At 67.8% G+C, this 26,846-nt stretch carries 30 protein-coding genes; 4 read left to right on the top strand and 26 right to left on the bottom strand.

The annotated features are described in order from the left end of the window. The first annotated feature begins 136 nt into the window (after positions 1-136). On the top strand, positions 137-427 hold the full coding sequence (locus Q8O26_RS19560) for a hypothetical protein (RefSeq protein WP_305578692.1): 291 nt from the start codon (positions 137-139) through the stop codon (positions 425-427). Between the two features lie 119 nt (positions 428-546). On the opposite strand, the gene Q8O26_RS19565 is transcribed toward Q8O26_RS19560, so the two are convergent. The 3 genes from Q8O26_RS19565 to Q8O26_RS19575 all read right to left on the bottom strand — a co-directional run bounded on the left by Q8O26_RS19565 (position 547) and on the right by Q8O26_RS19575 (position 3,446). Continuing rightward, positions 547-756: a cold-shock protein gene (locus tag Q8O26_RS19565; RefSeq protein ID WP_296571147.1), complete on the bottom strand. Its 210-nt coding sequence runs from the start codon at positions 754-756 to the stop codon at positions 547-549. A 36-nt stretch (positions 757-792) separates the two neighbouring features. Beyond that, positions 793-2,001, bottom strand: coding sequence for a DEAD/DEAH box helicase (locus Q8O26_RS19570; RefSeq protein ID WP_305578695.1), 1,209 nt, complete (start codon positions 1,999-2,001; stop codon positions 793-795). 323 nt (positions 2,002-2,324) lie between these two features. Next, complete coding sequence (locus Q8O26_RS19575; RefSeq protein ID WP_305578697.1) at positions 2,325-3,446, bottom strand: SbmA/BacA-like family transporter; 1,122 nt, start codon at positions 3,444-3,446, stop codon at positions 2,325-2,327. Between the two features lie 154 nt (positions 3,447-3,600). Here Q8O26_RS19575 and Q8O26_RS19580 point away from each other — a divergent pair, with 154 nt between their 5' ends. Next, complete coding sequence (locus tag Q8O26_RS19580; RefSeq protein WP_305578699.1) at positions 3,601-4,617, top strand: NADP-dependent oxidoreductase; 1,017 nt, start codon at positions 3,601-3,603, stop codon at positions 4,615-4,617. Between the two features lie 22 nt (positions 4,618-4,639). Here Q8O26_RS19580 and Q8O26_RS19585 read toward each other — a convergent pair whose 3' ends face one another. The 3 genes from Q8O26_RS19585 to Q8O26_RS19595 all read right to left on the bottom strand — a co-directional run bounded on the left by Q8O26_RS19585 (position 4,640) and on the right by Q8O26_RS19595 (position 7,556). Then, positions 4,640-5,881 carry an alanine--glyoxylate aminotransferase family protein gene (locus Q8O26_RS19585; RefSeq protein ID WP_305578701.1) on the bottom strand — a complete coding sequence of 414 codons (1,242 nt, stop codon included), beginning with the start codon at positions 5,879-5,881 and terminating at the stop codon, positions 4,640-4,642. Between the two features lie 128 nt (positions 5,882-6,009). Then, the gene (locus tag Q8O26_RS19590) at positions 6,010-7,047 is read right to left on the bottom strand and encodes a YeiH family protein (protein ID WP_305578703.1); all 1,038 of its coding nucleotides are present in this window, start codon (positions 7,045-7,047) and stop codon (positions 6,010-6,012) included. Then, positions 7,044-7,556, bottom strand: a complete 513-nt coding sequence (locus tag Q8O26_RS19595; protein WP_305578705.1) for a GNAT family N-acetyltransferase — start codon at positions 7,554-7,556, stop codon at positions 7,044-7,046. The genes Q8O26_RS19590 and Q8O26_RS19595 overlap by 4 nt, the downstream gene beginning before the upstream one ends. 252 nt (positions 7,557-7,808) lie before the next feature. Here Q8O26_RS19595 and Q8O26_RS19600 point away from each other — a divergent pair, with 252 nt between their 5' ends. Beyond that, entirely contained in the window at positions 7,809-9,005 is a 1,197-nt protein-coding gene (locus Q8O26_RS19600; protein WP_305578707.1) for a multidrug effflux MFS transporter, read from the top strand. A 6-nt stretch (positions 9,006-9,011) separates the two neighbouring features. On the opposite strand, the gene Q8O26_RS19605 is transcribed toward Q8O26_RS19600, so the two are convergent. The 16 genes from Q8O26_RS19605 to Q8O26_RS19680 all read right to left on the bottom strand — a co-directional run bounded on the left by Q8O26_RS19605 (position 9,012) and on the right by Q8O26_RS19680 (position 22,618). After that, positions 9,012-9,620, bottom strand: a complete 609-nt coding sequence (locus Q8O26_RS19605) for a YitT family protein (protein WP_305578708.1) — start codon at positions 9,618-9,620, stop codon at positions 9,012-9,014. Between the two features lie 96 nt (positions 9,621-9,716). Beyond that, positions 9,717-10,772: a DUF2272 domain-containing protein gene (locus Q8O26_RS19610; protein WP_305578710.1), complete on the bottom strand. Its 1,056-nt coding sequence runs from the start codon at positions 10,770-10,772 to the stop codon at positions 9,717-9,719. Positions 10,773-11,068: 296 nt separating this feature from the next. Continuing rightward, the gene (locus tag Q8O26_RS19615) at positions 11,069-12,391 is read right to left on the bottom strand and encodes a folylpolyglutamate synthase/dihydrofolate synthase family protein (protein WP_305578712.1); all 1,323 of its coding nucleotides are present in this window, start codon (positions 12,389-12,391) and stop codon (positions 11,069-11,071) included. 89 nt (positions 12,392-12,480) lie between these two features. Then, a complete protein-coding gene (gene accD / locus Q8O26_RS19620; RefSeq protein ID WP_305578714.1) occupies positions 12,481-13,392 on the bottom strand; it encodes an acetyl-CoA carboxylase, carboxyltransferase subunit beta in 912 nt (303 codons plus the stop codon). A gap of 62 nt (positions 13,393-13,454) precedes the next feature. Further along, on the bottom strand, positions 13,455-14,291 hold the full coding sequence (gene trpA, locus Q8O26_RS19625) for a tryptophan synthase subunit alpha (RefSeq protein WP_305578716.1): 837 nt from the start codon (positions 14,289-14,291) through the stop codon (positions 13,455-13,457). After that, positions 14,288-15,505 carry a tryptophan synthase subunit beta gene (trpB, locus tag Q8O26_RS19630; RefSeq protein WP_305578718.1) on the bottom strand — a complete coding sequence of 406 codons (1,218 nt, stop codon included), beginning with the start codon at positions 15,503-15,505 and terminating at the stop codon, positions 14,288-14,290. Before trpB ends, trpA begins: the two co-directional genes overlap by 4 nt. Beyond that, positions 15,502-16,167: a phosphoribosylanthranilate isomerase gene (locus Q8O26_RS19635; RefSeq protein WP_305578720.1), complete on the bottom strand. Its 666-nt coding sequence runs from the start codon at positions 16,165-16,167 to the stop codon at positions 15,502-15,504. The genes trpB and Q8O26_RS19635 overlap by 4 nt, the downstream gene beginning before the upstream one ends. Before the next feature lie 12 nt (positions 16,168-16,179). Then, the gene (locus tag Q8O26_RS19640; protein ID WP_305578722.1) at positions 16,180-17,139 is read right to left on the bottom strand and encodes an ornithine cyclodeaminase family protein; all 960 of its coding nucleotides are present in this window, start codon (positions 17,137-17,139) and stop codon (positions 16,180-16,182) included. Between the two features lie 8 nt (positions 17,140-17,147). Then, positions 17,148-17,507, bottom strand: coding sequence for a LapA family protein (locus Q8O26_RS19645; protein ID WP_305578724.1), 360 nt, complete (start codon positions 17,505-17,507; stop codon positions 17,148-17,150). Positions 17,508-17,509: 2 nt separating this feature from the next. Next, positions 17,510-17,794 carry an integration host factor subunit beta gene (locus Q8O26_RS19650; protein WP_106747557.1) on the bottom strand — a complete coding sequence of 95 codons (285 nt, stop codon included), beginning with the start codon at positions 17,792-17,794 and terminating at the stop codon, positions 17,510-17,512. 49 nt (positions 17,795-17,843) lie between these two features. After that, on the bottom strand, positions 17,844-18,815 hold the full coding sequence (gene sppA, locus Q8O26_RS19655) for a signal peptide peptidase SppA (RefSeq protein ID WP_305578728.1): 972 nt from the start codon (positions 18,813-18,815) through the stop codon (positions 17,844-17,846). A 142-nt stretch (positions 18,816-18,957) separates the two neighbouring features. Next, positions 18,958-19,281 (bottom strand): hypothetical protein, encoded by a 324-nt coding sequence (locus tag Q8O26_RS19660; protein ID WP_305578730.1) that lies wholly within the window; start codon positions 19,279-19,281, stop codon positions 18,958-18,960. A 67-nt stretch (positions 19,282-19,348) separates the two neighbouring features. Continuing rightward, positions 19,349-20,095, bottom strand: a complete 747-nt coding sequence (gene pyrF / locus Q8O26_RS19665) for an orotidine-5'-phosphate decarboxylase (protein WP_305578732.1) — start codon at positions 20,093-20,095, stop codon at positions 19,349-19,351. Further along, positions 20,095-20,670: an NADPH-dependent FMN reductase gene (locus Q8O26_RS19670; RefSeq protein ID WP_305578734.1), complete on the bottom strand. Its 576-nt coding sequence runs from the start codon at positions 20,668-20,670 to the stop codon at positions 20,095-20,097. Before Q8O26_RS19670 ends, pyrF begins: the two co-directional genes overlap by 1 nt. A 62-nt stretch (positions 20,671-20,732) precedes the next feature. Further along, on the bottom strand, positions 20,733-21,803 hold the full coding sequence (locus tag Q8O26_RS19675) for a YbhN family protein (RefSeq protein WP_305578736.1): 1,071 nt from the start codon (positions 21,801-21,803) through the stop codon (positions 20,733-20,735). A 176-nt stretch (positions 21,804-21,979) separates the two neighbouring features. After that, positions 21,980-22,618, bottom strand: coding sequence for an MBL fold metallo-hydrolase (locus Q8O26_RS19680; RefSeq protein WP_305578738.1), 639 nt, complete (start codon positions 22,616-22,618; stop codon positions 21,980-21,982). A gap of 346 nt (positions 22,619-22,964) precedes the next feature. Between Q8O26_RS19680 and Q8O26_RS19685 the strand changes: the two genes are divergently transcribed. Next, positions 22,965-23,429, top strand: a complete 465-nt coding sequence (locus tag Q8O26_RS19685; protein ID WP_305578740.1) for a transglycosylase SLT domain-containing protein — start codon at positions 22,965-22,967, stop codon at positions 23,427-23,429. A gap of 105 nt (positions 23,430-23,534) precedes the next feature. Here Q8O26_RS19685 and rpsA read toward each other — a convergent pair whose 3' ends face one another. The 4 genes from rpsA to Q8O26_RS19705 all read right to left on the bottom strand — a co-directional run bounded on the left by rpsA (position 23,535) and on the right by Q8O26_RS19705 (position 26,715). Continuing rightward, positions 23,535-25,241 (bottom strand): 30S ribosomal protein S1, encoded by a 1,707-nt coding sequence (gene rpsA, locus Q8O26_RS19690; RefSeq protein WP_305578742.1) that lies wholly within the window; start codon positions 25,239-25,241, stop codon positions 23,535-23,537. A gap of 363 nt (positions 25,242-25,604) precedes the next feature. Then, entirely contained in the window at positions 25,605-25,742 is a 138-nt protein-coding gene (locus Q8O26_RS19695; protein WP_305578743.1) for a hypothetical protein, read from the bottom strand. Positions 25,743-26,043: 301 nt separating this feature from the next. Further along, positions 26,044-26,418 carry a cell division protein ZapA gene (locus Q8O26_RS19700; RefSeq protein ID WP_305578745.1) on the bottom strand — a complete coding sequence of 125 codons (375 nt, stop codon included), beginning with the start codon at positions 26,416-26,418 and terminating at the stop codon, positions 26,044-26,046. Between the two features lie 6 nt (positions 26,419-26,424). Continuing rightward, positions 26,425-26,715, bottom strand: a complete 291-nt coding sequence (locus tag Q8O26_RS19705; protein ID WP_305578747.1) for a DUF4164 domain-containing protein — start codon at positions 26,713-26,715, stop codon at positions 26,425-26,427. Positions 26,716-26,846 lie beyond the last annotated feature (131 nt).

Below are 26,846 nucleotides of genomic sequence, written 5' to 3' on the forward strand. Positions count from 1 at the left end.
CCCCCCCCCCCCCCCCCCCCCCCCCCCGCATCATCGCGCTACCTCCACGCCGCTCAATCATGTCGGGGCAAAGCCCGATCCCCAAAGCACAGCCTCCATGCGATAATAAGGAATCATCGGATAGGGGAGGCGCCCCATGGCCCAGAGTGCGAATTCCGTTGCGGAACGGTCGCGGAAGCGGGCACGCGTCGCGATCCGCTACGCCGTCGTTCCCTTCGTGCAGCAAGGCTCGCGGATGGTGGCCGAGGACATCCACTACCTCGACACCTATCGGCAGGCGCAGGCGGTGGCGAAATTCGTTTCGGCGCGGCGGCCGGGCGTTCTCGTCCTGTCGGTTTTGCCGGCGCTGGAGGGCGGGGATCCCGAGATCGTCGTCCTGGACCAGATCGGTGCCGGTCTGGCGAGCGCGACCGCTACCGTACATTAGGACGGTGGACGAAGATGGTGACTATGCGTGAACGAGGACTGCGCGGCGCCGCGCACGGCACCACGATTGACGTCCAAGAGGCTGGACCTCAGGGCCAGCCCTTCGCCGGGCGGCGAGTGTCAGGCGAGCTTCAGCTGGTCGGCTGACTGCTTGCCGGTGCGGCGGTCGGTGGCCAGTTCATACGACACCTGCTCGCCTTCGCGCAGGTCGTTCAGACCAGCACGCTGAACGGCGGAAATGTGGACGAAAATGTCCTTTCCACCGTCGGACGGCTGGATGAAGCCGTAGCCTTTCTGGGGGTTAAACCACTTAACGGTCCCGGTCGCCATAGAATGCTCCTCGATGTTTGGCGGTTGAGGGATTTGTCAGGCAGCCCTTCGCCGGGGCTGCGGACGCCTGGCAGGCGCCGGCGGCGGGCGGGTTTCGCCACGAGCCGAAGCCTGGATGGGGGACCCTACGACGGCGAGGCGCACGCGGGTCAGTTTCTCGATGGCGGCGAGATGGCCGCGCTCGCTCGGATCGCAGAAGGCGAGGGCGATGCCCGTCCGTCCGGCACGTCCGGTGCGGCCGATGCGGTGGACATAGCTCTCGGGCTCGTTAGGCAGGTCGAAATTGATGACGTGGGTGACTTCGGCCACGTCGATGCCACGGGCGAAGAGGTCGGTCGCCACCAGGATGCGGCATTCGCCGGTCTTGAACGCGGCGAGCGCCCGCTGGCGGGCATTCTGGCTCTTGTTGCCGTGGATGGCATCGGCCGAGAAGCCCGACTTCTCAAGCTGACCGGCCAGGCGGTTGGCGCCGTGCTTGGTCCGCGTGAAGACCACGACGCGGGCGAGCGCCGGGTCGGTCAGGAGCTTCTCGAGGAGTGTCCGCTTGTCGGCCGTGCCGACATGGTAGACGTGCTGTTCGATGGCCTCGACCGTGACGGTCTCGGGCGTCACCTCGACGCGCATCGGCTCCCACAGCATGTCGCGGGCGAGCTTGGCGACTTCCGTCGGCATGGTCGCCGAGAACAGCATGGACTGACGCTGGTCGGGCAGCTTGGCGATGATCTTCTTGACGTCGCGGATGAAGCCCATGTCGAGCATGCGATCCGCCTCGTCGAGAACGAGATGGGTCACGGTGTCGAGGCGCACCAGGCCCTGGTTCATCAGGTCGATGAGGCGGCCAGGCGTGGCGACCAGGACGTCGATGCCGCGTGCGAGCGCATCGACCTGCGGCTTCTGCCCGACGCCGCCGAAGATCACGGCATGCCGCAGCTTCAGGTTCTTCGACATGCGCGTGACGCTTTCGAAGATCTGGAGAGCGAGTTCGCGTGTCGGGGCGAGCACCAGGGCGCGAACGCCCTTGGCCGGCGGGCGGACCAGATCCTCGGCGAGATGCTGGAGGATGGGAAGCGCGAAGGCCGCGGTCTTGCCGGTTCCGGTCTGGGCGATGCCGATCAGGTCGTGATCGTCCAGCAGGTGAGGGATGGCCTTGGCCTGGATCGGCGTTGGCGTTGAATAGCCTGCATCGTGAAGGGAACGCAGGAGAGGCTCGGCGAGGCCGAGGTCCGAAAAGGTTCGATTGTTCAAGAAAAAAAGTCTTTCAAGGCTACCGGAAACGCGCGTTCGCGTCCTCCAGTTCAAAGTCACGAACCGCGCGCCGGGCGGCCCAGACGAAATTGTCGCACCGGATTTCCGGTTGTCGACGCCTGGTTATTCACGAAGGCGGCGCAGCGCAGTCACGACGATGGTGATAATGAAGATGGGCTAGGTTTCCGCACCCGTCAAGCCCGTCAATGAAAAATAGGTCTACAGCGTCATCAATAGTACCAAGACTTGCGAAAACTCGCATCAAAAACTTTGAATTGAGATAAAGTATCCCAACGTCTCAGCCGTCCGTCGGCCGGTGGTGCTCACCATGGATCAGTCGGCAATTTGGCGCCGCGCCGGTCGCTCTCGGCGAAGGCGTTCGTCAGCCCGACCACGCGGCGCGCCGAGGCCTCCCAGTCGGCAATGCGAATGAAATTGTCGAAGAACCAGTTGAAGGCGAACTGGGTCTGCACGAAGGCGACGGCGATCTGCATCATCGACCCCAGCGACATGCTGCTGTTGAGATAGAGTGGCGCGCAGGCAAGCAGCGGCACCGCCGGCATCAGCGTGACATTGGCGTTGATCAGGATCGTCAGCTTGGCGAGCAGCGCAGCGATCACGTACCAGGTCGTGACCACCCCCTGCATCAGGCCGACCAGGAGCCTCTGCTTGGGGGCTTCACCTGCAGCCCGGACGATGGCCGGGGCGTCCTCGCGTATCCCGACCATCGAGGCGCGTAGAGCTGCCTCGGCAGCATTCTTGCGCTCGATGGCGTGGATCAGCGGTCGGCCGAGAACAGCGATCATACCGGAGGAAATCACCGCATAGGCGACGGCCACCCAGACCATGAAACCGGGAATGACGATTCCTCCGGCGATGGGCAGGGAGATCGACCCGCCGACGGTCCACAGGATGACGATGAAGGCCGTCGCCGACAGCAGGGAATTGGCCAGACCGACGGCGAATTCGACGAGCGGCTCGACCGCCACCTGGACGTCCTGAGCGATACGGAATTCGGGCGCGTCGATCTGCGGTGCCACCTGGGACAGGTGGGCGAAGCGCTCCCGGCTCAGCCACATGTGGATCAGCTTGTCCGACAACCAGCCGCGCCAGGCGATCTGCAGCCGCATGCGCAGCCAGACGATGAGGGCGGCGATGAGCGCTGCGGAGAGGGCCAGCACGGCGAGCTGGCTGATCCCCGCGATCAGGCGGTCGGCATGGCGCTGTTCGAGGGCGTTGAAGAACGAGGCATGCCAGTGGGTGATCAGGACCTGCACGACGACATTGACGATCACCAGCCCCAGCAGCCCCGCGCACAGGCTCCAGGCCAGAAGGGCCGTCCTGCCGCGCCAGAAGCCGCGGGCGAGCGGAAAGAAGGCCAGGGGGTTGATGGCGGGGGGCGTGGCTGACGGGCCAGGCTCGTCGGTCTTGATGGCGCCATTCATGGCGCCACTCTAGGCAGGAATGCGGGAGACGCCATGCGGCGATCTCCCGATGGTTCCGGCGCTTCGATCCGGGCGGAGATTGCGGCCATCGGCCATGACCACTAGTGATACGGCCCCAGGCGCCGCCCGCCGGCGCATCCGTCAGGAGGCCACCATGTCGACGACCAGCCGCCAGATCCTTCTCGCCAGCCGCCCGCACGGCGAGCCCACGGCCGCCAATTTCTCCATCGTCGACACGCCGGTCGCGGCCCCCGGCCCCGACCAGGTCCTCCTGAAGATCCGCTACCTGTCGCTCGACCCCTACATGCGTGGCCGCATGAACGACGGGAAATCCTATTCCGCGCCCGTGCCGGTCGGCGGGGTGATGGAGGGGGGCACGGTGGCCGAGGTCGTCTCGTCCAACAGCGACCGCTTCCGCCCCGGCGACATTGTGCTCTCCCATTCCGGTTGGCAGAGCCATGCTCTCGCCGACGCGAAGGACCTGCGCAAGGTCGACCCGACCTCAGCCCCCATCTCGACCGCCGTCGGCGTTCTCGGCATGCCCGGCATGACCGCCTATACCGGCCTGCTGACCATCGGCCAGCCGAAGCCCGGCGAGACCGTCGTCGTCGCGGCCGCCACCGGCCCGGTCGGCTCGGCCGTCGGCCAGATCGCCAAGATCAAGGGCGCCCGCGCCGTCGGCATCGCCGGTGGTGCCGACAAGGTCCGCGCGCTCACCGAGGAATTCGGCTTCGACGTCGCTCTCGATCATCGCTCGCCGACCTTCGCCGCCGACCTGAAGGCGGCCTGCCCCGACGGGATCGACGTCTATTTCGAGAATGTCGGCGGGCACGTCTTCGATGCCGTCTTCCCGCTGCTGAACTTCTTCGCCCGCATCCCCGTCTGCGGTCTCATCGCCCAGTATAACGCAACGTCGCTGCCCGACGGCCCGGACCGCCTGCCGCTGCTCATGCGCGACGTGCTGACCAAGCGGCTGAACTTCCGAGGCTTCATCGTCCGCGACTTCGCCGACCAGTCGAAGGCCTTCTTCACCGACATGAGCCGGTGGATCGCCGAGGGCAAGGTCAAGTACCGCGAGGATATCGTCGACGGCCTCGACAAGGCGCCGGAGGCCTTCATCGGCCTCCTCAAGGGCAAGAACTTCGGCAAGCTCGTGGTGAAGGTCGGCTGAGCCTTGTGCCGTCCGCGCCGGTTCAGGCCGGCGCGGTGACGGGTGTCGTTTCGGCGAGCCGCTGGCCGGCCAGCCGGCCCGGCAGGCCCGCGCCCTTGGCGAGGCTGGTCACCGCGGCGGCAACGCCGCCCTCGCCATGGGGAATGTCGAGCGCCTTCATCGCCATCTCGATCGCCGAGAGCGTTCCGAGCACCATCGGCGCGTTGACATGGCCCATATGGGCGATGCGGAAGGCGCGGCCCGACAGGTCGCCGATGGCCGAGCCGAGCGCCACGCCGCAGATGGTCTGCGCATAGTTCGAGATCGCCGCGGCATCGGCGCCCTGCACGATGACCGGCGTGACCGACGGCGCGCGGTGGGCCGGCTCGATGATGTTGCAGGAGAGAACCTGCCCCTCCGCCCATTTGCCGATGGCGGCATGGGTCGCCTCGGCGAGCAGCGTATGGCGGCGCCACACGGCGGGAAGGCCTTCCTCGACGATCATGTCGAGGGCGGCGCGCAGGGCGAAGAGCAGGTGCTCCGGCGGCGTGCCGCAATATTTCATGTAGTGCTCGGAGCCCTGGCGCTGGGTCCAGTCCCAGTAGAGCGTCTTCATGTCGGCGGTCTCGTGGGCCTTGTGCGCCTTGTCATTGGCGGCGACGAAGGCGAGGCCGGGAGGCGTCATCAGGCCCTTCTGGGAGGCGGACATGGCGACGTCGACGCCCCAGGCGTCCATCTCGAAATTCATGCAGGCGAGCGATGCGACACCGTCCACCATGAAGAGAGCCGGGTGGCCGGCCGCATCGATGGCCCGGCGCACGGCCTGCACGTCGTTGGCGACACCGGAGGCGGTGTCGACCTGCACCATCAGGATTGCCTTGATGGAATGATCTCGGTCCAGCCGGAGCCGCGCCTCGGCGGTGGCCGGATCGATCGCCGCCCGCCACGAGCCTTCCAGGACCTCGACATCAGCGCCCATGAACGCGGCCATCTGGCCCCAGCCGATGGCGAACCGCCCGCTCGCCAGCACGAGCACCTTGTCGCCGCGCGACAGGACGTTGCTGATCGCCGCTTCCCAGCCCCCATGGCCGTTGGCGGCGTAGATATAGGTGCGGGCGGTGGTGGCGAAGATGCGCTGCAGGTCCGCCAGCAGGCTGTCGGTCAGTGCCACCATCGGCCCCGAATAGATCTCCTCGGCCGGGCGCATCATCGCCTGCAGCACACGGTCGGGGATGTTGGTCGGGCCGGGAATGGCGAGAAGGCTGCGGCCGTTGGCGACGCTCATGGATGGTCCTTTGCCGGGCGGAGCGGAATGGGGTCAATCCTTCGCGTAAACGCCGCCGCTGCCATGGGCAAGGGCCTCGCCGGCGGGACTGCTGCGCTGCGTCGCCCGGTCTTCGGGCGCACCCGCGCTCAGAGGACGAACAGGCCCGCCGTGATGCAGGCCAGGATCACCGCGGTGGCGCCGAAGAACACCGCCACGTGCCGCCAGCCGATGGACAGGATCGCCGTGACCGAGGTGCCGAGGCCGAGCGCCGCGATGGCGATCAGCAGGCCCGCATTGGACAGGGTGACGAGCCAGGGCTTCACCGCGGCATAGGGCGCGGCCAGGGCCGGAACCGACGGCAGGACCGAGTTGACCACGACCAGCGCCAGGAAGACGAGCGCGAAGACCGGCACCGGCACGCGCGCCTCGCTGGTGTGCCGGCCCTGCTGCACGAACCACCAGCCGATGGCGAGGACGACGGGCAGGAGCAGGAACACCCGGAACAGCTTCACCACCACGGCCGTGTTGCCGACGGGTTCGGAAATCGAATAGCCGGCACCGACGACCTGCGCCATGTCGTGGATGGTGGCGCCGAGGAGGATTCCCGTCTGCGTGGCGTCGAAACCGAGGAGGATGGCGAACGGCGGATAGGCGAGCATCACCAGCGTCGAGACGGCATTGGCGGCGACGACGGTGAAGGCGGTGTCTGCGGCCTTGGTCGGATAGTTCGGCAGGACAGTCGTCGTGGCGAGTGTCGCCGAGGCGCCGCAGACCGCCGTCGCCGCGCCCGCCAGAGCCCCGTAGCCGTCATTGACCCCGAGCCGGCGCGCCAGCCAGATGCCGCTGGCGATCGTCGCCACCATCGACCCGACGACCAGCACCAGCGTGCCGAGGCCGAGGCCGACGATGTCGCCGAAAGCGATGCGCAGCCCGAGGAGCGCGATGGCCCAGCGCAGCAGCTTCTTTACGGCGAAGCCGAGGCCGGGCTCGAAAACGGGCCGTGCTGCGAGAGAATGCAGCGCCATGCCGATGATCAGCGCGATGACCATGCCCGGCAGCGCCAGCCGTCCGCCGGTCGCCTGCCGCAGCAGGGGCTCGGCGAAGACGGCCGCGACCGCCACCGCAGCCGCCAGGACGAAGCCCGGCATGAGCAGGCGGGACGTCGCCACGGCTTGAACGGTCATGCGGGTCTCCCGGTGGCCTGCTGATAGACGGCGAGGCGCGCATGGCCGGTGTCCCGGATTTCGCGCAGCGCGAAACCGAGATCGACCAGAATCCGCTGGGACACAAGATTGTTTTCGCGGGTCACCGCCATGACGGGATGAATGTTTTGTGCCGCGGCAAAATGCAGAACGGAATTTGCCGCCTCCTTCGTGTAGCCGTGGCTGCGATGGTCCGGCATCACGGCATACCGTAGCGCCACCCCGACGCCCTCGTCGTGGTCCCACAGGCCGATGACGCCGACGAAGGCGGCGTCTTCCCGACGGCGGATCGCGAAGACCCCGTAGCCGGCCCGCTCCCAGGTGGTGCGGTAGCCGTCGAGCTGGGCGCGCGTCTCGACCTCGGTCAGCACGCCGTGCTTCAGCTTGCCGCCGACATCCGGGTGAGCGGTGAGCTGGCAGAGATCGGCGAAGTCGGCCTCGGCGATCGCGGTGAGGACGAGGCGGTCGGTCTCGAGCCTGGAGGGGGTCACGTCGTCACGTCTCCGTCGTCCCGGCCGGCCGGGCTGTCGATGCTCTGTCCGCTGCGCACTTACGGGGCGCGACCGGCATGTTCTGCGCTTCTACAGCGTCGGAGGGCCCCGCGTCAGCCGGCGTGATGCATCGGAGACAGGCGCCCCGGGGCTTTGGCCTTGCGCGCCGGGACAAGGGGGCCATACCGTTCCCGCGGGTTGACGCTGGGCGGCCAACCGGGCGACATCGGGGGCCACGGTCGAGACCCCCAAATGTCAGATCCTCGCCTCGCGCCGCGCGCCCTCGTGCCGCTGCTCGTTGTTTTCGCCGCGATCGGACCCATGGCGCTGAATCTGCCGCTTCCGGCCGTTCCCGGGCTGGCGCGCTATTTCGAGACCGATGCGGGGACGATCCAGCTCACCATCACGCTCTATCTCGCCGGCATGGCCGTGGCGCAGCTCTTCCTCGGGCCGCTGTCGGACCGCTACGGCCGCCGGCCCGTCATCATCGGCGCACTCGCCGTCACGGCGGCCATGAGCATCTTCGCCGCGCTCGCCGCCAGCGCCGCCATGCTGATCGTCGCCCGCGTGCTGCAGAGTTTCGGCGCTTCCGCCGGCCAGGTCATCGGCCGCGCCATCATCCGCGACGTCTTCGACAAGGACCGCGCCGCCTCGATGATCGGCTGGGTCACCATGGCGATGGTCGTCGCACCGATGGTCTCGCCCTCCATCGGCGGGTTGATGGAGGAGACGATCGGCTGGCGCTGGGTCTTCGCCGCCACCGCTGCGATCGCCGTCGTGACCCTGGTTCTGGCGATCGTGCGCCTGCCGGAAACCCGCGCCGTCGTCTCCTCGCCGAGCTTCGGGCAGCTTCTCAGGGATGCCGGCGCTCTCTGCCGCGACCGCTTCTTCGTCGGATACCTGCTGATTGGCGCCCTGTCCTCGATCACCTTCTTTTCCTTCGTCGGCGGCGCGCCGCATATCACCGTGACGCTGATGGGCCAGTCCTCCACGGTCTATGGCCTGTGGTTCATGGTGAATGCCTGCGGCTACATGCTCGGCAACGCCGTCTGCGGCCGCTATGCGGCGCGACTCGGGTCCGACCGACTGATCAGATGGGGCAGCGCCATGATGGTGCTGATGGCGCTGGTGCAGCTCGCCATCGCCCTGGCCGGCTGGATGGTGCATCCGGCCTGGCTCTTCCTGCCGCAGGCAGCCATCGCCTTCGCCAACGGGCTGCAACTGCCCGGCTCCATCGCCGGGGCTGTGAGCGTCCGGCCGGAAGCGGCGGGATCGGCCTCCGGAATCGTCGGTTTCGCGCAGATGGGGCTCGGCGCCATCGCGGCGCAGATCGCCGGGACCCTGGTCGGCACGACGATGAGCCCGGTTCCGATGGTGGCGCTGTCAGTCGTCGGCGCTGTCGGCGCCTTTGCGGCGCTTGCTCTGATCCGCCGCCGCGACACCTATTGAGCGCCCTCAGCTGATCCCGGCATAGCGCCCGGGGCGGTGGTTCATCCCGACGATGGCGCAGAGCACCGTGACCCCCGCCACCGACAGGGCCACGAGGTCGAGGCTGACCACCGCCGTCGCCGCCAGCATGACCAGCATGTCGACGGCGAGCTGGAAGTAACCGGCACGGATGCCGTGCTTCTCCTGGAGATAGTAGGCGAGGATGCTGACACCGCCGAGGCTCATGCCGTGGCGGAACAGGATCAGAAGCCCGATGCCGAAAAGGCCTCCGCCGATGATGGCGGCATAGACGGGATTGAGGTGGCCGATTTCCAGCCACAGGGGCATCAGCTTGGAGAAGATCGACACCAGCAGCACGGCTGCCAGCGTCTTGGCGGTGAAGGCCCAGCCGAGGCGCAGGAAGGACAGGACGAAGAAGGGCAGGTTGACCAGCAGGAAGAGGGCGGAAAAATCCAGCGGGGTCGCATAGCTGATCAGCAGGGCGATACCGACCGTGCTGCCCGTGAGCAGAGAGGCCTTGGCGTAGAAGGCGATTCCGAGGGCGACGAACAGCGTGCCGAGGACGAGGGCGATGGCATCCTCGTGCGGCCGGTGGCGCATCACGGTCTCGGACATGGCGCGACTCCCTCTGTTGCACCGCACAATAGCAGAGTGCCTCCCTCGCGGTCGCGCCCATCTTCTGGGCAGCACTGCCCTTATCGCAGGCTGGGTCTAGGGATCGGACGGGTCTGTCGCCTGGAGTACGACGAACCATGGCGCCGCCTCCGGCTGGCAAAGCGGTCCGATCCGCCGCTCCTGCGGGCAGGCTCCGGCGCGCCGCGCGCGGCCGAGAATGCCGCGCCCGTCGGTGCGAAGCTCGCGCCGCGTCACCGATTGCAGGACGTTGCCGCCGATCAGCGTGGCTAGGCGCCGGCGCCGGTCCGCCGCCACCACGACGTCGCAGTGGAGGTTCCAGACCGGGCGGGAGCCCGTGGCCAGCGCTGGCACAAGAGCCGCGTAACCGCCGCCGGCAGCGGCAGGATCGTGCCGGTGCAGGCACAGGAGGTCGCCAGGCCGGAGCGGCGTCAGGCGTGGGTCGCAGGCCCGGTAGAAGGCACCCGGAGACAGGCCCTGCGCCTCGTCCCGGCTGCGCCGCGCCGCCTCGCCGACGAAGTCGAGATGGGCCATGGACGCCTGGAAGCGGATGCGGGAGACGCCGGCCGTCACCACCACATGCGAGACGAACGCCGCCGACCAGGGAATGTCCACTGCCGCGGCGCGCAGCGCCGACTGGACCAGGGCGTCCCTCTCGGCCTCGGTCAGGCTGGCCCCTCGCAGGCGTGCGAGGAGATCGGTCAGCGGCACGAGGTCACCTGCGCCGTTGGCGCCGGAATCCTCCGTGAGGCGCTGGATCCGCCGCGCCTGCAACGGGCCCTCGGTGAGGGGGCCGAGCGTTTCCCAGTAGCGCAGGACCTGACGCCAAGGCACGCCGCGCCCGGCGGCCTCGTCGCGGAGCGCATCGGCCTCGACGGCGCCGAAGCGGATCATCGTCCCGCCGGGCCCGATGACATGGCCGCCGAAAGCGTCGTGTTCGCGAACCGCAGTGCCGGCGATGGCGAGCGCCGCGGGGGAGGGCGCCATGGCACCGGTCGTGCGGCAGAGCCGGTCCAACCGGCCGCGTTCCGCTCCGGTGAAGCCCTGAGGCTCGGCCCGGGCCGGCCCGGTGAGGAGCCACGGCCCGGTGAGGGTGGCGATCGCCAGCAGGATCCCCGCGGCCAGAGCCGGCACCCTGCCGCAACCGGGCGGGTGCGTGCGCAGATGCTGGCATGTCATGCGTCGATGGCTGTTCATGCGGGCAGAACAGCAGGATTCCCCGACCGTGGCGAGCCTGCGCCGCGGCGCAAAAGCTCCGGGCGATGATCCCGCCTTTTCCTTCGCGCCGGGGACGCCGCCTCCTGGCCTTGGCGGCGTTTCTCGCCACCGCCTATCTCGCGATCGCCCATCTCTTGGCGCTGGCTCTGGGGCTGGATCACCGTCTTCGCCGGCCGCTTCGGCTAGCACCTCGGCCGGGCCGATTGCTCGCCTCAGGCGGGCACCCAGCCGTCCTTCGCCAGAACCTCGCCGGCAAGGTAGAGCGTGCCCGTTATGAGAACCCGCGGCGGAACTGGCCAGTCCCTCGCCTGGATGGCCGAGAGCGCAGCCTCCAGATCCGGCCAGGCACCGGCGCTGATGCCGACGTCACCGGCCGCAGCGACCACGTCTTTCGTATCCAGCGCCAAGTGGCTGGAAAACGGTATGGCGTAGAGATCGGGCGCGAGCGGGCGGAAAGGTCCGAGGAAGCCGCGCGCATCCTTGGTTGCGTTCAGGCCTACAATCATCACGAACGGGCGCGGTGCCCGCTGCTTCATGGCCGACAGCGCTTCCGCCAGCACCTCCGCACATCCGGGATTATGGCCGCCGTCGAGCCAGACCTCGGCGCCGGCCGGCAAGGCCTTCGCCACGTCGCCGGTGAGGCGTTGCAGCCGCGCCGGCCATTCGACGGCCTGCAGCCCCCGTTCGACGGCGGCCGGCGTCATCGAAAAACCCGCGGTCTTCACCGCCATCAGCGCCGCGCCGGCGTTCTCGTACTGATGCGCGCCGGCGAGTCGTGGCGGCGGCGCATCGATCAGCCCGTCCTCGTCCTGAAAGACGAACCGGCCGTTCTCGGGCCGGGCGAACCAGTCGAGGCCGGAGACGAAAAGGCGCGAGCGGGTCGCCGCCGCAGCCGCCTCGATCACAGCCATCGCCTCCGGCGTCTGCAGCGAGACGACAGCCGGCCGCCCGCGCTTGAGAATGCCGGCCTTCTCGCCCGCGATCTTGGCGACCGTGTCGCCGAGAAAGTCCGCATGGTCCATCGACACCGGCGTGATGACGCTGACCGCAGGCCGCGGCACGACATTGGTCGCGTCGAACCGTCCGCCCATGCCGACCTCGAGGATCACCGCATCGGCCGGATGCCGGGCGAAGAGCATCAGGCCGGCGATGGTGGTGATCTCGAACTGGGTGATCGCCTGGTCCTCGTTGACGCGCTCCACCTCCAGGAGGATGTCGGCCAGGGTCGCATCGTCCACCAGCCGGCCGCCGCCGGGGGCGCCGAGGCGGTAGCGTTCGTTGAACCTGACGAGATGCGGCGAGGTATAGACGTGGACGGTGCGCCCTGACGCCTCAAGGAAGGCGCGGGCGAAGGCCGAGGTCGAGCCCTTTCCGTTGGTGCCGGCGACATGGATCACCGGCGGCAGGGCGAGATGTGGGTCGCCGAGCCGCGCCAGCGCCGCGACCATCCGGTCCAGCGACAGGTCGATCAGCTTGGGATGCAGCTTGGCCAGCCGATCGAGAATGGCGGCGATGGGAACTTCGGCAAGCGTCATGGCGAGCAACTTGAGGAGGGCGGTGGTCTGCCGGCGGGGGAGCGCAGGAAGCGTTTGCGGGAGGAGATCGCGAGCCGGCGCCGGCCGCGTCAGGACGCCGCGACCGCGGAAATCTGCGGCGATTGGCCAGGGGCGGCAGCGGCTTCGCTCGGCGCGGGTGCCTTGGTGAGAACGCGGCAGAGGCGGGCCAGCGTCGCCCTGAGGTCGTGGCGGTGCACGACGAGGTCCACCATGCCGTGGTCCTTCAGATATTCCGCCCGCTGGAAGCCTTCTGGCAGCTTCTCGCGGATGGTCTGCTCGATCACCCGCGGCCCGGCGAAGCCGATCAGCGCGCCCGGCTCGGCGATATGGACGTCGCCGAGCATGGCGTAGCTCGCAGTGACGCCGCCGGTGGTCGGGTTGGTCAGCACCACGATATAGGGCAGCTTGGCATCGCGGAGGGCCTGGACCGCCACGGTCGTGCGCGGCATCTGCATGAGCGACAGGATGCCCTCCTGCATGCGGGCGCCGCCGGAGGCGGTGAAGATGATGAAGGGCGTCTTCTTCTCGACCGCCGTCATCATGCCCTTGACGATGGCTTCGCCCGCCGCGGTGCCGAGCGAACCGGCCATGAAATCCATGTCCTGCACGCAGACCGTGACCGCGAGGCCTTCGAGCTTGCCGTAGCCGACCTTGATCGCATCGGACATTCCGGTCTTGGCGCGCGCGTCCTTCAGCCGGTCGACATAGCGCTTCTCGTCGCGGAACTTCAGAGGATCGAGGGGGGCCTCGGGCAGCTGGACGTCGAACCAGGTGCTGTTGTCGAAGACCGACCGCAGACGCGCCGCCGAGCCCATCCGCATGTGCACGCCGGACCCGGGAATGACGAAGAGGTTGCTCTCCAGATCCTTGTGGAAGACCATCTGCCCGGTCTCGGGGCATTTGATCCACAGGTTCTCCGGCGTGTCCCGCTTCAGGAACGAGCGGATCTTGGGGGGCAGAACGTCGGTGATCCAGTTCATGACTGTCGTCCTGACGAAAAATGAGGATGCTGGACCGAGCCTATGGCGCCGAAAGACGGCGCTTATTCGGCAGCCTTGCGTGCGTTGCGGACGCCGGCGGCGATCGAACCGACGAGACCGGTGACGGCAGCGACCGACCCTGCGGTCGCCCGGCCTTCCGCATCGAGCGACCCCTTGAGCACCTCGATCAGCGCCGAGCCGACGACGACGGCGTCAGCGCCGCGGGCGACCGCGCCGGCATGTTCGGCATTCTTGACGCCGAAGCCGACGGCGACCGGCAGGTCCGTGTGCCGCTTGATCCGCGCCACCGCCTCGGCGGTCTTGCCGAAGTCGGGCGTCGCCGCCCCGGTGATCCCGGTGATCGAGACGTAATAGACGAAGCCCGACGTGTTGCCGAGCACGGTCGGCAGGCGCTTGTCATCGGTGGTCGGCGTCGCCAGGCGGATGAAGTTCAGGCCGGCCTTCAGCGCCGGCAGGCAGAGTTCCGTATCCTCTTCCGGCGGCAGATCGACGACGATGAGCCCGTCGACGCCGGCCGCCTTGGCGTCGGCGAGGAAGGCGTCGACGCCGTAGATGTAGATCGGGTTGTAGTATCCCATCAGGACGATCGGCGTCGTGGCGTCGTTCTGACGGAACCAGGCGATGTCCTCCAGGGTCTTCCTCAGCGTCTGCCCGCCGGCGAGCGACCTGAGGCCTGCCGCCTGGATCGACGGCCCGTCGGCCATCGGATCGGTGAAGGGCATGCCGAATTCGATGACATCCGCACCGGCGCCGGGCAGTGCCTTCAGGATGGCCCGTGCCGTCTCGCGGTCGGGATCGCCCGCCATGACATAGGTGACGAGGCCAGCGCGGCCCTTGGCGGCGAGATCGGCGAAGCGGGCGTCGAGGCGGGTGGTCACAGCTTGGTTCCCAGGAGTTCGGCGACCTGGGGCACGTCCTTGTCGCCGCGGCCGGAGAGGTTCATGACCATGATGTGGTCCTTCGGCTTGGTCGGCGCCAGCTCGCCGACCTTGGCCAGCGCATGGGCGCATTCCAGTGCCGGGATGATGCCCTCGACCTTCGACATCAGCTGGAAGGCCTCGAGGGCCTCGTCGTCGGTCGCCGAGAGATAGGTGACCCGGCCGATATCGTTGAGCCAGGAATGTTCCGGGCCGATGCCGGGATAGTCGAGGCCGGCGGAGATCGAATGTCCCTCCTGGATCTGGCCGTCGGCATCCATCAGGAGATAGGTGCGGTTGCCGTGCAGGACGCCGGGCTTGCCGCCCGAGATCGAGGCGGCGTGCAGCTTGTCGAGGCCGTGGCCGGCCGCCTCCACGCCGTAGATCTCGACCGACGGCTCGTCGAGGAAGGGGTGGAACAGGCCGATGGCGTTGGAGCCGCCGCCGACGCAGGCGATCAGGCTGTCGGGCAGGCGCCCCTCGCGCTCCAGCATTTGCTCGCGCGTCTCCTCGCCGATCACCGACTGGAAGTCGCGCACCATGGCGGGGTAGGGATGCGGGCCGGCAACGGTGCCGATGCAGTAGAACGTCGTCTCGACATTGGTGACCCAGTCCCGCAGCGCCTCGTTCATGGCGTCCTTGAGCGTCTTGGCGCCCGACTGGACCGGCACGACGGTCGCGCCCAGCATCTTCATGCGGAACACGTTGGGCGCCTGCCGGGCGACGTCGACGGCCCCCATATAGACGATGCACTCAAGGCCGAACCGGGCGCAGAGCGTCGCGGTCGCGACACCGTGCTGGCCGGCGCCGGTCTCGGCGATGATGCGCTTCTTGCCCATGCGGCGGGCGAGCAGGATCTGGCCGAGGACGTTGTTCACCTTGTGGGAGCCGGTGTGGTTCAGTTCCTCGCGCTTCAGGTAAATCTTGGCGCCGCCGAAATGGTCCGTCAGGCGCTCGGCGAAATAGAGCGGGCTCGGCCGGCCGATGAAGTGGGTCCGGTGGCCCTCCATCTCCGACAGATAGGCCGGGTCCGTCCTCGCCTCGCGGTAGGCCCGCTCGAGTTCCAGGATGTTCGGCATCAGCGTCTCGGCGACGAAGCGGCCGCCATAGATACCGAACCGGCCGTTCTCGTCCGGTCCCGACCGGAACGAATTGGGCTTCAGCGGAGCGTTCATTCCCGTTCTCCTTCGCCCTGCGCAGCGCGGGCGGCGGCCACGAAGGCCCTGATCCTGTCCGGGTCCTTGTGACCCGGCGTGCTTTCCACGCCTGAAGATACGTCGACGCCGGCCAATCGGGTCAGCCGGACGGCCTCCGCCACATTGCCGGGATGCAGGCCACCGGAAAGCATGACAGGGCGGCCGGGGTCAAGGCCGGCGACCAGGCGCCAGTCGAATGTCAGCCCGTTGCCGCCCGGGAGGGCAGCCGCCGTCTTCGGCGGCTTGGCGTCGACGAGCAACAGGTCGCTGACTTCGGCATAGGAAGCGATGGCCGCCAGGTCCGCCGCCTCGGCCACCCCGACGGCCTTCATCACCGGGATCGCCAAGCCCGAGCGGATGGCGGCGACCCGCGCCGGGGTCTCCTCGCCGTGGAACTGGATGATGTCCGGCCTGATGTCCGTCGCCAGGGTCGCGAGAAAGACGTCGTCGGCATCCACCGTCAGCGCGACGATACGGGCGCGCCCGGCCGCGTGGGCGGCGAGGGCCCGCGCCGTCTCCATCGACACGTGGCGCGGGCTCCTTTCGAAGAAGACGAGCCCGATCATGTCGGCGCCGGCGGCGACGGCGGCATCGATGGCGGTCGGCGTCGTGATGCCGCAGATCTTGACGAGAAGTGACATGGCCCGCTGTTCTTAGACGGGCAGCGAGCGCCATACCAGCATGGCGGCGGCGAGATCTTCGAGCGCCGTGCCCACCGACTTGAACAGGGTGATCTCTTCCGCCGAGGTCCGGCCGGGATGAATGCCGCGGGCGAGGTCGAAGAGGTCGGCCTTCACGTCGCTCTCCGCGATGATCCCGCGCCGGATCGGGTCGACGATGTCGCCGGCCTCCTTCAGGCCGCCGGTGCGCGTATCGACGAAGAGGGTCGCGCGCGAGACAGCCGCATCGTCCGCCTCGCGCATGGCAGGTGTGTAGCCACCGACGAGATCGAGATGAGCGCCGGGCTTCAGCCAAGTACCGGAGACGATGGGATTGGAGGAGATGGTGGCGCAGGTGACGATATCGGCCTCCTCCACCGCCGCCTGCAGGTCGCCAGCGACCGCGATGCTGACGCCCGGCACCGTGCGGCCGAGCCCTTCCGCCAGCGCCGTCGCCTTCTCGCGCGAGCGGTTCCATAGCGTCACATGTCGGATGGGGCGGATGGCGGCATGGGCGCGGATGAGGTGCGGGGCGAGGGCTCCGGCCCCCACCATCACCATGCGCGAGGCATCCTTGCGCGACAGGTGGCGCGAGGCCAGCGCGCTGGCGCAGGCGGTGCGCCAGACGGTCAGCATCGTGCCGTCGAGGATGGCCAGCGGCGCACCGGTCTCGCCGTTGCAGAGCACGTAGCTGCCATAGATCGACGGCAGGCCGCGCGACCCGTTGCCGGGATAGACGGAGACCAGCTTGGTGCCGACGAAGGCGCCCGCACCTGGCGGGGTCCAGGCCGGCATCAGCAGCAGCATGGCCTCCGGCACGCCCTCGGCCTGCCGGATCGGGTGATGGTGGCGCAACGGCACGGTGATGTCGGAGCGGAACGCGTCGGCGAGCGCGTCGACCAGAGCCGGATAGGACAGGGCTGCGGCGATTTCGGCGGCGGAGACGATGCGCATCGCGGCGGTCAGGCCGCCGGGCGGTTCAGGAAGGCGAGGGCGCCGCCGGGGGCCGCCTCCGCGCGGCCGAGATCGGCGAGCAGTCGCTCGGTCTCGCTACGGGCGGCCGCCAGATCGTGCTCGGCCGTGCGGCAGCGCTTGCGGTAGCGTCCCTGTTTCCACCAGACGGCGGCGCCGCCGATCGCCACGCCGGCGATCATCGACAGGATGATGACGGCGAAGAGCGGCACGGAGAAGGAAAACGCCGAGTCGCCACGGGCGAAGGGATCGAGCGACAGCGTCACTGGCGCCCTGTTGGCGACGGCGAGGACCACCGCCAGGAGCGCGATGGGAGCGAGAAAGAGCCAGTTGACGATGCGCCGCAGCATGATCAGGCGCCCTTGTTCAGACGCTCGCGCATTTCCTTGCCGGTCTTGAAGAACGGCACGACCTTGTCCTCGACCTCGACATGCTCGCCGGTGCGGGGATTCCTGCCGACGCGCGCGCTGCGCGCCTTGACCGAGAAGGCCCCGAAACCGCGCAGTTCCACCCGGTCGCCGCGGGCGAGTGCCCCGACGATCTCGTCGAGGATGGCGTTGACGATGTTTTCGACGTCGCGCTGGTACAGCTGGGGGTTCTGCTCGGCGATCTTCTGCACAAGTTCGGACTTGATCATGGTACCCGGGCCCCCGAGGAGCCCTCCCGATTGAATTTCGCGAAATCTGTCATGGGGTTGGAGGCTGCCAGAGAGCCAGCAGGCCGTCAAGCGAGGAGCGCTCGATCTGGACCGCCAGTGCCGAACTGCGGATGCGGTCCGCCCAGTCCGTGAGTCCGACGGCCTCGGCGAGGCTTCCCGACGCCGAGCGCAGCCAGGAGAGGTCGGTAGGCGTCGCGGGACGGTGCAACTGGACGCGTACCGATGTCGGGACGCCGCGTGTCGCCAGCCAGGCTCGCGCCTCCCTTTCGCCGCCGATCTGGTCGATCAGCCGCAGGTCGCGCGCCCGGCTACCGACGAAGACGCGGCCGTCGGCGACGACGCGAAGCTGCTCGTCGGTCAGGCCGCGGCGCTCCTTCACGATGCGCTGGAACCAGTCGTAGCTGTCGGTGATGATCTCGCGCAGGGCGGCGAGCGCCTCGGGACTGGTCGGCTCGACGCCGCTCGGCATGGCCTTCAGTGGCGACGAACGGATGGCTTCGATCCGAACGCCGAGCGTATCGAGGAGCCTCATGACGTTCGGAAACTGCGCCACGACGCCGATAGAGCCGGCGATCGAGGTCTCGCGCGTCACGATATGGTCGGCGCCGATGGCCGCGATATAGCCGCCGGAGGCCGCCGTACCCTCGACCACCGCGACCGTCGGCTTGACGGCGGCGACCGACCGTATCGCCGTGTAGAGGGCCTCCGAACCGGCAACCGTGCCGCCCGGTGAATCGATCGTCACGATCACCGCCCGGACGTTCCGGTTGCGGCCGAGCGCCTCGATGGTGCGGACGAGATTGGCATTCTGGGCGATGACGCCCCGGACTTCGACGCGGGCCACATGCTCGAGCGGCGTCACCCAGCCGAAGCGCTGCGCGCCGGCGAGCCCGGCGACCGTCACGCCGACGATGACGGCGATCACGCTGAGCGCCCGCCAGAACGTCACCTTGCGGCGCAACAGGCGGCGGTCAAGCACGGCATCGGTATCGAGCGGCATGTCGCGAAGCTCCCTGTTGCCACCGGTCGTCCTTCGGGTGAAGGCTCAGGTAGCCTCGCCCATGCGGCAGCGCAAGCACCCATGGCCGGATGCAATGTCGCCGATGGTGAGAGGCGCCCGGAGCGGACGCCCGGACGGCGTATCAGCGGGAGCGCTGGCGCGAGCGGGCACCCGGGCGCTGCCGGTAAAGTGCGATCGCGCTGACGATGGCGATACCGAAGCCACAGACGATGGCTGTTGGATAAAAGGCAGCCATCGCGAGAATGTAGCTCAGCGGCTCGCTGTCGTAGTCGAGGTCGATGGCGGCCCGTGTGCGGGTGCCGAAAGCAAAGACGCCCTCAAGCCAGGCGGTGCGCAACTGGATGAAGCTGTAGACCGCAAGAACAAGGCCACCGGCGACGCCGACGAGCGCGATGATCAGGCTGGCAACAGGTCCGAAGCGACGCTTCTCGTCAGGTCGGTTCATCGACATCGCCTTTCATCTGGCTCCCGCGCGGAAAGGTGGGAGACTCGGTTGAACGCGCACTGCCTCTTCATATGTGACGTGAGACGTTACCACGCAATGACCGCTGTGCCCCATCGATGGCCTTCACGATTTCGCGTGCCGCCGCGACCGGGTCGGCGGCCGCCGTGATGGGGCGTCCGACCACGAGCCGGTCGGCCCCGCCGGCGATCGCGTCACCCGGCGTGACCACCCGCTTCTGGTCGCCGCCATCCACGCCCGCCGGGCGGATACCGGGGGTGACCAGTTCGACGTGCGGCGGAATGCCGATGGCTCTCAGATGGGCCGTTTCCTGGGCCGAGCAGACGATGCCGTCGATACCGATCGCGGCCGCCTGCCGCGCCTTTGCCGGCACCAGGGTCGACACTGTCCCGGCATATCCCGCCTCGGCGCAGTCGAGGTCGTTCCACGAGGTCAGGATGGTCACGGCGAGGATCTTCAGGCCCGAACCCGCGCGCCCCTGCACGGCGGCGCGCATGGTCTGCGGGTAGGCGTGGACGGTGAGGTAGTGCGCGCCCGTTCGCGCGATGGCCTCGACGCCCTCACGCACCGTGTTGTCGATATCGTGCAGCTTGAGATCAAAGAAGATCGTCTTGCCCGCGGCCGCCAGTTCCCGGCCGAAGCCGATACCGTCCGAATAGCCGAGCCTGTAGCCGATCTTGTAGTGCGTCACCGTGTCGCCGAGCAGGGATACGAGCCGCTCGGCCTCACCGAGGCTCGGCAGGTCGAGCGCGACGAAGAGCTTCTCGCGGGGATCGGGGAGAGGCGACGAGGACATCAGGTCAGGCTCCGGGCTTTGTCGACGAGCGATGCGCAGCAGGCGGCGAGAAGCGCGCGGGTGCGCTCGTCCTTCAGGTTGCCGTCCTCCTCGAAGGCCTGATGGGCGGCCGCGACGGCACAGCTCTCGGGGATGACGAGGGCCCCGCAGCCGATCTCCAGCACCTGGCGCGTCGCCATCTGCGAGCGGAAACCGCCATAGCCGCCGGGTGAGGCCGAGCCGAGTGCGAAAACGCGACCGTGATAGGCGGCGAGCGGCTTCTCGCCCGCCTCCTTGACCCGGCTGACCCAGTCGATGGCGTTCTTGAGAAGCGGCGTCATGCCCGCATTGTATTCCGGGCCGGCGATGAAGATGCCCCGATGGGCGCAGAACTGCCGTTTCAGCTTCATTGCAGCGTCGGGAATGCCCTCGTTGGCCTCAAGGTCGCCGTCATAGAGCGGCAGGGAATAGTCGGCGAGCGAGATCAGCGACACGTCGGCATCGAGGCGGGCGAGTTCGGCGGCCGCCGCCGCGGCCAGGCGCGCATTGAAGGACCCGGACCGGACCGAGCCCGAGAAAACGAGGATACGAACCATGGCGAGGCTCCCGAAGGCTAGTCGTCACGGCTTCTAGCGGCCGATGCTGACCGCGTAAATGTCTATCCCGCCGGACCGGGCTTGGCCGCCTTTGCCGCCTCCTGGCTCGCCTCGGCCTGACGGATCACGGCCATACTCTCCTTCAGATTGTCGAGCGAGCTGTGACCGCTTGCCAGTTCCCGGATGGCGACGATGAGCAGCGCCAGGATGAAGGGGACGATGAAATAATAGAGGCGGAACAGGATGAAGGCTGCGACGACCGCCTCCGCCGTGAAGCCGAGCGGCGGCAGCGCCACCAGCAGCGTCGCCTCGAAGGCGCCTGCCGCGCCCGGCGCATGGGTGGCGAAACCGAGCAGCATGGCCGTGCAGAAGATCACGGCGACCGCCACGAAGGGGGCCGGCGGTGCGTTCGGCATCGCCGTCAGCAGGACATGGAGGATCATCGCCGTGCAGGCGAGGTCGACGATGCCGATGATCATCTGCAGGCCGGTGAGCTTCGCGCTGGGCAGCTTGATCACCCAGGCGCCCGAGCCGAACTGGCGCGGCACCGAGACGAAGAGCAGCCAGCCGATCAGGATGACGAGGATGACGACGCCGACGATGCGGACGGTATCGCCGCCGATGCCGAAGGGGGCGACGACCGGCGTCACCACCCAGGGCTCGAGCACGAAGCCGAGGCCGAGAACGGTGGCATTGCCGAGCCAGAAGGTCAGGCCGGCGATGAAGCAGATCTTCACCACCTGCGGGCCGGTAACCTTGTAGCGGGCGTAGACGAGGTAGCGCACGACGGCGGCCGTGAAGACCGTGGCGCCGAGATTGTGGGCGATGGAATAGCTGGTGAAGGAGCCGATGGCGCAGGCGGGGTAAGGGATGTCCTCGCGGCCGATCGTCCGGGTGGCGAAATAGTCATAGACGGTCAGGGTCGTATAGGCGGCGACGGTGAAGAACCCGGCGAGGAGCAGGGTCGAGGGACCGATCTGCCCGATCGCCTCCCATACCTTCGCCCATTCGATGACCCGCAGCTTGGTGAAGAGCACGTAACCCGCGGTCGCCAGCATGGCGACGGCGACGGCCAGCAGGATCTTCTTGAAGCCGATCCGGTCGCGCAGGAAGTCCACGATTGTCTTGATCAAGAGCGTCTCGCCACGCGTTACGGCGCGCAGCTCTCCGCGCGCACCATCAGGCCCCTACATGAGGTCGTGTGTCCGGCATATGTCGCCTGACATCGGAATAAATCCTTACGGTCCGTGCGCAATACCCGAGCCACATGTAGTGCGTGCCAGGGCAATGTGCCATCGCACGGGCGACCCTACTGCAGGAAGGGATTGGTCTTCCGCTCACGCTCCAGCGTCGTCGCCGGTCCGTGGCCGGGCAGCACGGTGAAATCGTCGCCGAGCGGCAGGATCTTCTCCTTGATGCCGCGGATCAGCAGGTCGTGGTCGCCGCCGGGCAGGTCTGTCCGACCGACAGAGCCCTGAAACACCGTGTCGCCGACGAGGGCGAACTCGGAAGGCGCATGGACGAAGACGACATGGCCCGGCGCATGGCCCGGCACATGAAGGACGTCGAAGGTGACCCCGCCGACGGTGACGGTATCCCCATCGTTCAGCCAGCGCGTCGGTGTCACCGGCCGTACGCCTTCCAGACCGAAGCGCGCAGCCTGCGCGTTCAGATTGGCCAGCAGCGGCGCGTCGTCCTGGTGCGGGCCCTCGATCGGGATCGACAGGAGCTCCGCCAGTTCGGCAGCCCCGCCGGCATGGTCGATATGGCCGTGGGTCAGCAGGATCTTCTCGGGGGTGACCTTGAGATCGGCGATGGCGCCCTGGATCCGCGGCAGGTCGCCGCCCGGATCGACGATGGCCGCCTTCATCGTATCGGCATCCCAGACGATCGAGCAGTTCTGCTCGAACGGCGTCACCGGAACGATCGCAACCTTCAACGTCGCCATGAGGCTCTCCTGTTCAGCTCCACCGATTAGCCGCGACGAGCCGGGGCCGCAACCCGTTCAAAGGGCTCTGACAGAAATTGAAATACAAGTTTATTGCGATGCACAACAAGCATGTCTATATGTGTGATGACAAGTCTAATCCTGGAGATCTGAACGTTTTGTTGCCGTATAGAGGCGACAAAAGTGCGGGATGAGTTTCCGATAGTCGCTTGCTATTACATTAGGGCGGCTGATCTTACTTAGGAAAACGAAAGTCATGATCCATTCAAGCGCGAATTCGCCTCGAAAATTCATTTGCCGTGCAGCCATTGCTGGTGCGGCTTCGCTGATGATTACGGCATCCGCCATGGCGCAAGACGTCGACGGCGCCAATGCCACCTGGGCGACGCTCCATGTCGGCGGCCAGGCGTCGGTCCCGACGCCAGCGTCGAGCGAGGGGCCCGCGGAAATGAGCTCCATCCGCGGCCGCATCACGGAGGCCGCTGCTCGCCACGGCGTCCCGCCCGGCCTCGCCCTCGCTGTCGCCAAGATCGAGAGCAACATGCGCTGCCAGGCGCGTGGTCGGGCCGGCGAGCTCGGCCCGCTGCAGATCAAGCCGGCGACCGCCCGCGGCCTCGGTTACAGCGGTCCGGCCTCGGCGCTGAACTCCTGCGGTGCCGGCCTCGAATGGGGCATGCGGCATCTGGCGGTGGCCTATCGGCGCTGCGGCTCGGCGGCGGGCGCCGCCGCCCTGCACAACCGCGGCCTCGCGTCCGCCTGCACCCGCACCGCCTATTCCCACCGCGTCACGCGGCTGATGGCGAGCCTCTGAGCAGCTCTCCACAAGGCATCCCCGCCAACGAAAACGGCCGCCCGTGAGGGCGGCCGTTTGTCGTCGGGAGGCAAGGCCGGCGGGTCACCCCGCCGGCTGCCGTCCTCACTTCTTGTCGCCGGTGCGCGCCTTGAGGGCAGCTCCCAGGATGTCGCCGAGCGAAGCACCCGAGTCGGACGAACCGAACTGGGCCATGGCTTCCTTCTCCTCGGCCACTTCCAGCGCCTTGATCGACACCTGGACCTTGCGGGCCTTGCGGTCGAACATGGTGACGCGGGCGTCGAGCTTCTCGCCGGCGGCGAAACGCTCGGGACGCTGGTCACCGCGGTCGCGCGCCAGTTCGTTGCGCTTCACGAAGGCGGTCAGGTCGGTGCCGACGAGCTTCACGTCGATGCCACCTTCCTTCACCTCGACCACTTCGCAGGTGACGATCTGACCCTTGCGGATCTCGCCGGCGTCGGCGAAGGGATCGCCGCCGACCTGCTTGAGGCCGAGCGAGATGCGCTCCTTCTCCACGTCGACGTCGAGGACCTGGGCGCGGATGATGTCGCCCTTCTTGAACTCCTCGATGACCTGCTCGCCCGGACGGTTCCAGTCGAGGTCAGACAGATGGACCATACCGTCAACATCGCCTTCCAAGCCAAGGAACAGGCCGAACTCTGTCTTGTTCTTGACCTCGCCCTCGACGACGGTGCCGGTGGGGTACTTCTCGATGAAGGCTTCCCACGGATTCTGCAGGGTCTGCTTGAGACCCAGCGAGATGCGCCGCTTGGAGCTGTCGACCTCGAGCACCGACACTTCGACTTCCTGCGAGGTCGAGACGATCTTGCCCGGATGGACGTTCTTCTTGGTCCAGCTCATTTCCGAGACGTGGATCAGGCCCTCGATACCCGGCTCCAACTCCACGAAGGCGCCGTAGTCGGTGATGTTGGTGACGCGGCCCTTGAACTTGGCATTGATCGGGTACTTGGCCTCGATGCCCTGCCACGGATCGTCCAGCAGCTGCTTCATGCCCAGCGAGATGCGGTGCGTCTCGTGGTTGATCTTGACGATCTTGACCTTCACGGTCTGGCCGATCGTCAGCACCTCCGAGGGGTGATTGACGCGGCGCCAGGCGATGTCGGTGACATGCAGCAGGCCGTCGATACCGCCGAGGTCGACGAAGGCGCCGTAGTCGGTGATGTTCTTCACAACGCCGTCGATGACCTGACCCTCTTCGAGGTTCTGCACCAGCTCGTGACGCTGCTCGGCGCGGGTCTCTTCGAGAACGGTCCGGCGCGACACGACGATGTTGCCGCGGCGGCGATCCATCTTCAGGATCTGGAACGGCTGCGGCGAGTTCATCAGCGGGCCGACGTCGCGGATCGGGCGGATGTCCACCTGGCTGCGCGGCAGGAAGGCCACGGCGCCGTCGAGATCGACGGTGTAGCCGCCCTTGACGGTGTTGAAGATCGTGCCGCTGACCTTCTCGTTGGCGTTGAACGCCTTCTCGAGCTTGACCCAGCTTTCCTCGCGGCGCGCCTTGTCGCGCGAGATGACCGCCTCGCCGAGCGCGTTCTCGATGCGCTCGAGATAGACCTCGACGATGTCGCCGATCTTGATGTCGCCTTCACGGCCGGGGCTGGTGAATTCCTTCAGGGCGACGCGGCCCTCGGTCTTCAGACCGACGTCGATGATGGCGAGATCCTTCTCGATCCCGACCACGGTTCCCTTCACGACGGAACCTTCGTTCATCTCGGTCGTACCGAAGCTCTCGGTCAGGAGCGCGGCGAAATCGTCGCGGGAGGGGTTCATGCTGTTGGCGCTTGCCATACGTTGATCGTCCTTGTGGGCCCGTTGATGCGCCGGGGTTGAAGAGGGCCGCCGGCTCCACATGGACCGGATGAGGGGCTTGAATCGCATCCGGACGCGGCCGATGACGGCTCGCGGGCGCAACCCAGGCGGAAGGCGGCATGGATAGGTCGGGCGGATCGCGACGGGTCCGGCGGCGAACCCCGTCCTGAGGCGGCAGCCCGTCGGGGGCCACGGCGAGGACGCGAGGCGGGCGCGGGCGCTTGGCCCAGTCCCGGGTGGAGGTCATCCACCATGCGCTGCCGGCAGGTCCGATCGGAAATCGATCTGCCGAATGGCGCGGCAATACAGGAAATGCCCCCGCACGACAAGCGCCTCGCGGTCTCAGCCCCGCTTGCGGTCGAAGGTGAAGCGATGGGAGCGTTTCAGTTCGAGCACGAGCGCCACGAACTGCGCCGTCGACAGGACCTCTTCCTTGCCCGAGGGATAGGAGACGAAGAAGCGCGACTTGTCAGGATACATCAGAACCCTTGCCTCGATTCGAGGCTCCGCCCCTGTTCCCGGTTCGGGAAGCGCGATGACATCGCCCCACCGGACCCGGCGCTGCTCGGGGGGCGCGGTGACCATGTCCAGTCCCAGATCGGGGTCCAGATGCGCGGGCACCGGCTGGTCGGAAGGCGGTGGACGGTTCATGGCGATGGACGGGTGAGGAAGGGAGGACTGCTGTTCGGTTTAGACACCCCGGCGGGTCAGCGCAACATGGCGAAGGGCCGCGGCGACGCCGGTTGCAACGAGCAGTCCGCCGATCAGACCGCTGCCGGTATCAGGACGCCGGCTTCGACAGGCCGGTCAGATGCGAGGTCAGCCGCTCGATGGAGGCTGCGGCATCGTCCAGCGTATGCGCCAGGAGCGCCTCGCGCTCGTCGGCGCGCTCGACGCTCACGGCGCGCGCCTCGCGCAGCGCGTTGAGCTCGGTCTCCGCGGCCTTCAGGCGGCGGCGCGTGTCGGCGAGTTCGTCGGCCACCATGATCGCCGCCATGACGGTCAGCCGCGTGTCGCCGATCTCGCCGAAGGCGCCCTTCAACTGGTCCACCTTGCCGTTCACCTCCGCCGCGAGCCGCAGCAGATGGTCTTCCTGGCCGTCGTCGCAGGCCATGCGGAAAGACCGGCCGTTGATCGTGACGGAGACATGCGCCATCGCGGTTCAGCTCTCGTAGCGGGCGAGGACGCCGCGGATGGCGTCCATGGTCAGGTCGAGGCGCCGCGCCACTTCGCGGTTGACGGATTCGAGGTCGGCGACCCGGTCGGCCGAGCGGTCGAGATCCTCGGCGAGGCGCGACCGGTCCGCCTGGAGCGCTTCCACCTGCTTGTGGACGACGACCTGCTGGCGGTCGTTCTCCAGCTTGCGCGCGACGGCCGTCTCCAGCGCCCCGAGCGCCGTCTTCAAACGGGAGGCCGCCGTTTCAAGGCGCGATGGGCCGGTCGTGGATCCCAAGCTCGATCCTGCTGGTCTGAGAGGGCCGGCCGTTCGCGGCAGAAGCCGCAGGCGAACCGGGACGGAACCTACGCGAGCCGGTCGAACAGCGTCAACGCCACTGTCGTGATTGTCGCATCCGGGCGGATATT

The organism is Phreatobacter sp., from assembly GCF_030691135.1.
In the GTDB taxonomy this organism is placed as follows: domain Bacteria; phylum Pseudomonadota; class Alphaproteobacteria; order Rhizobiales; family Phreatobacteraceae; genus Phreatobacter.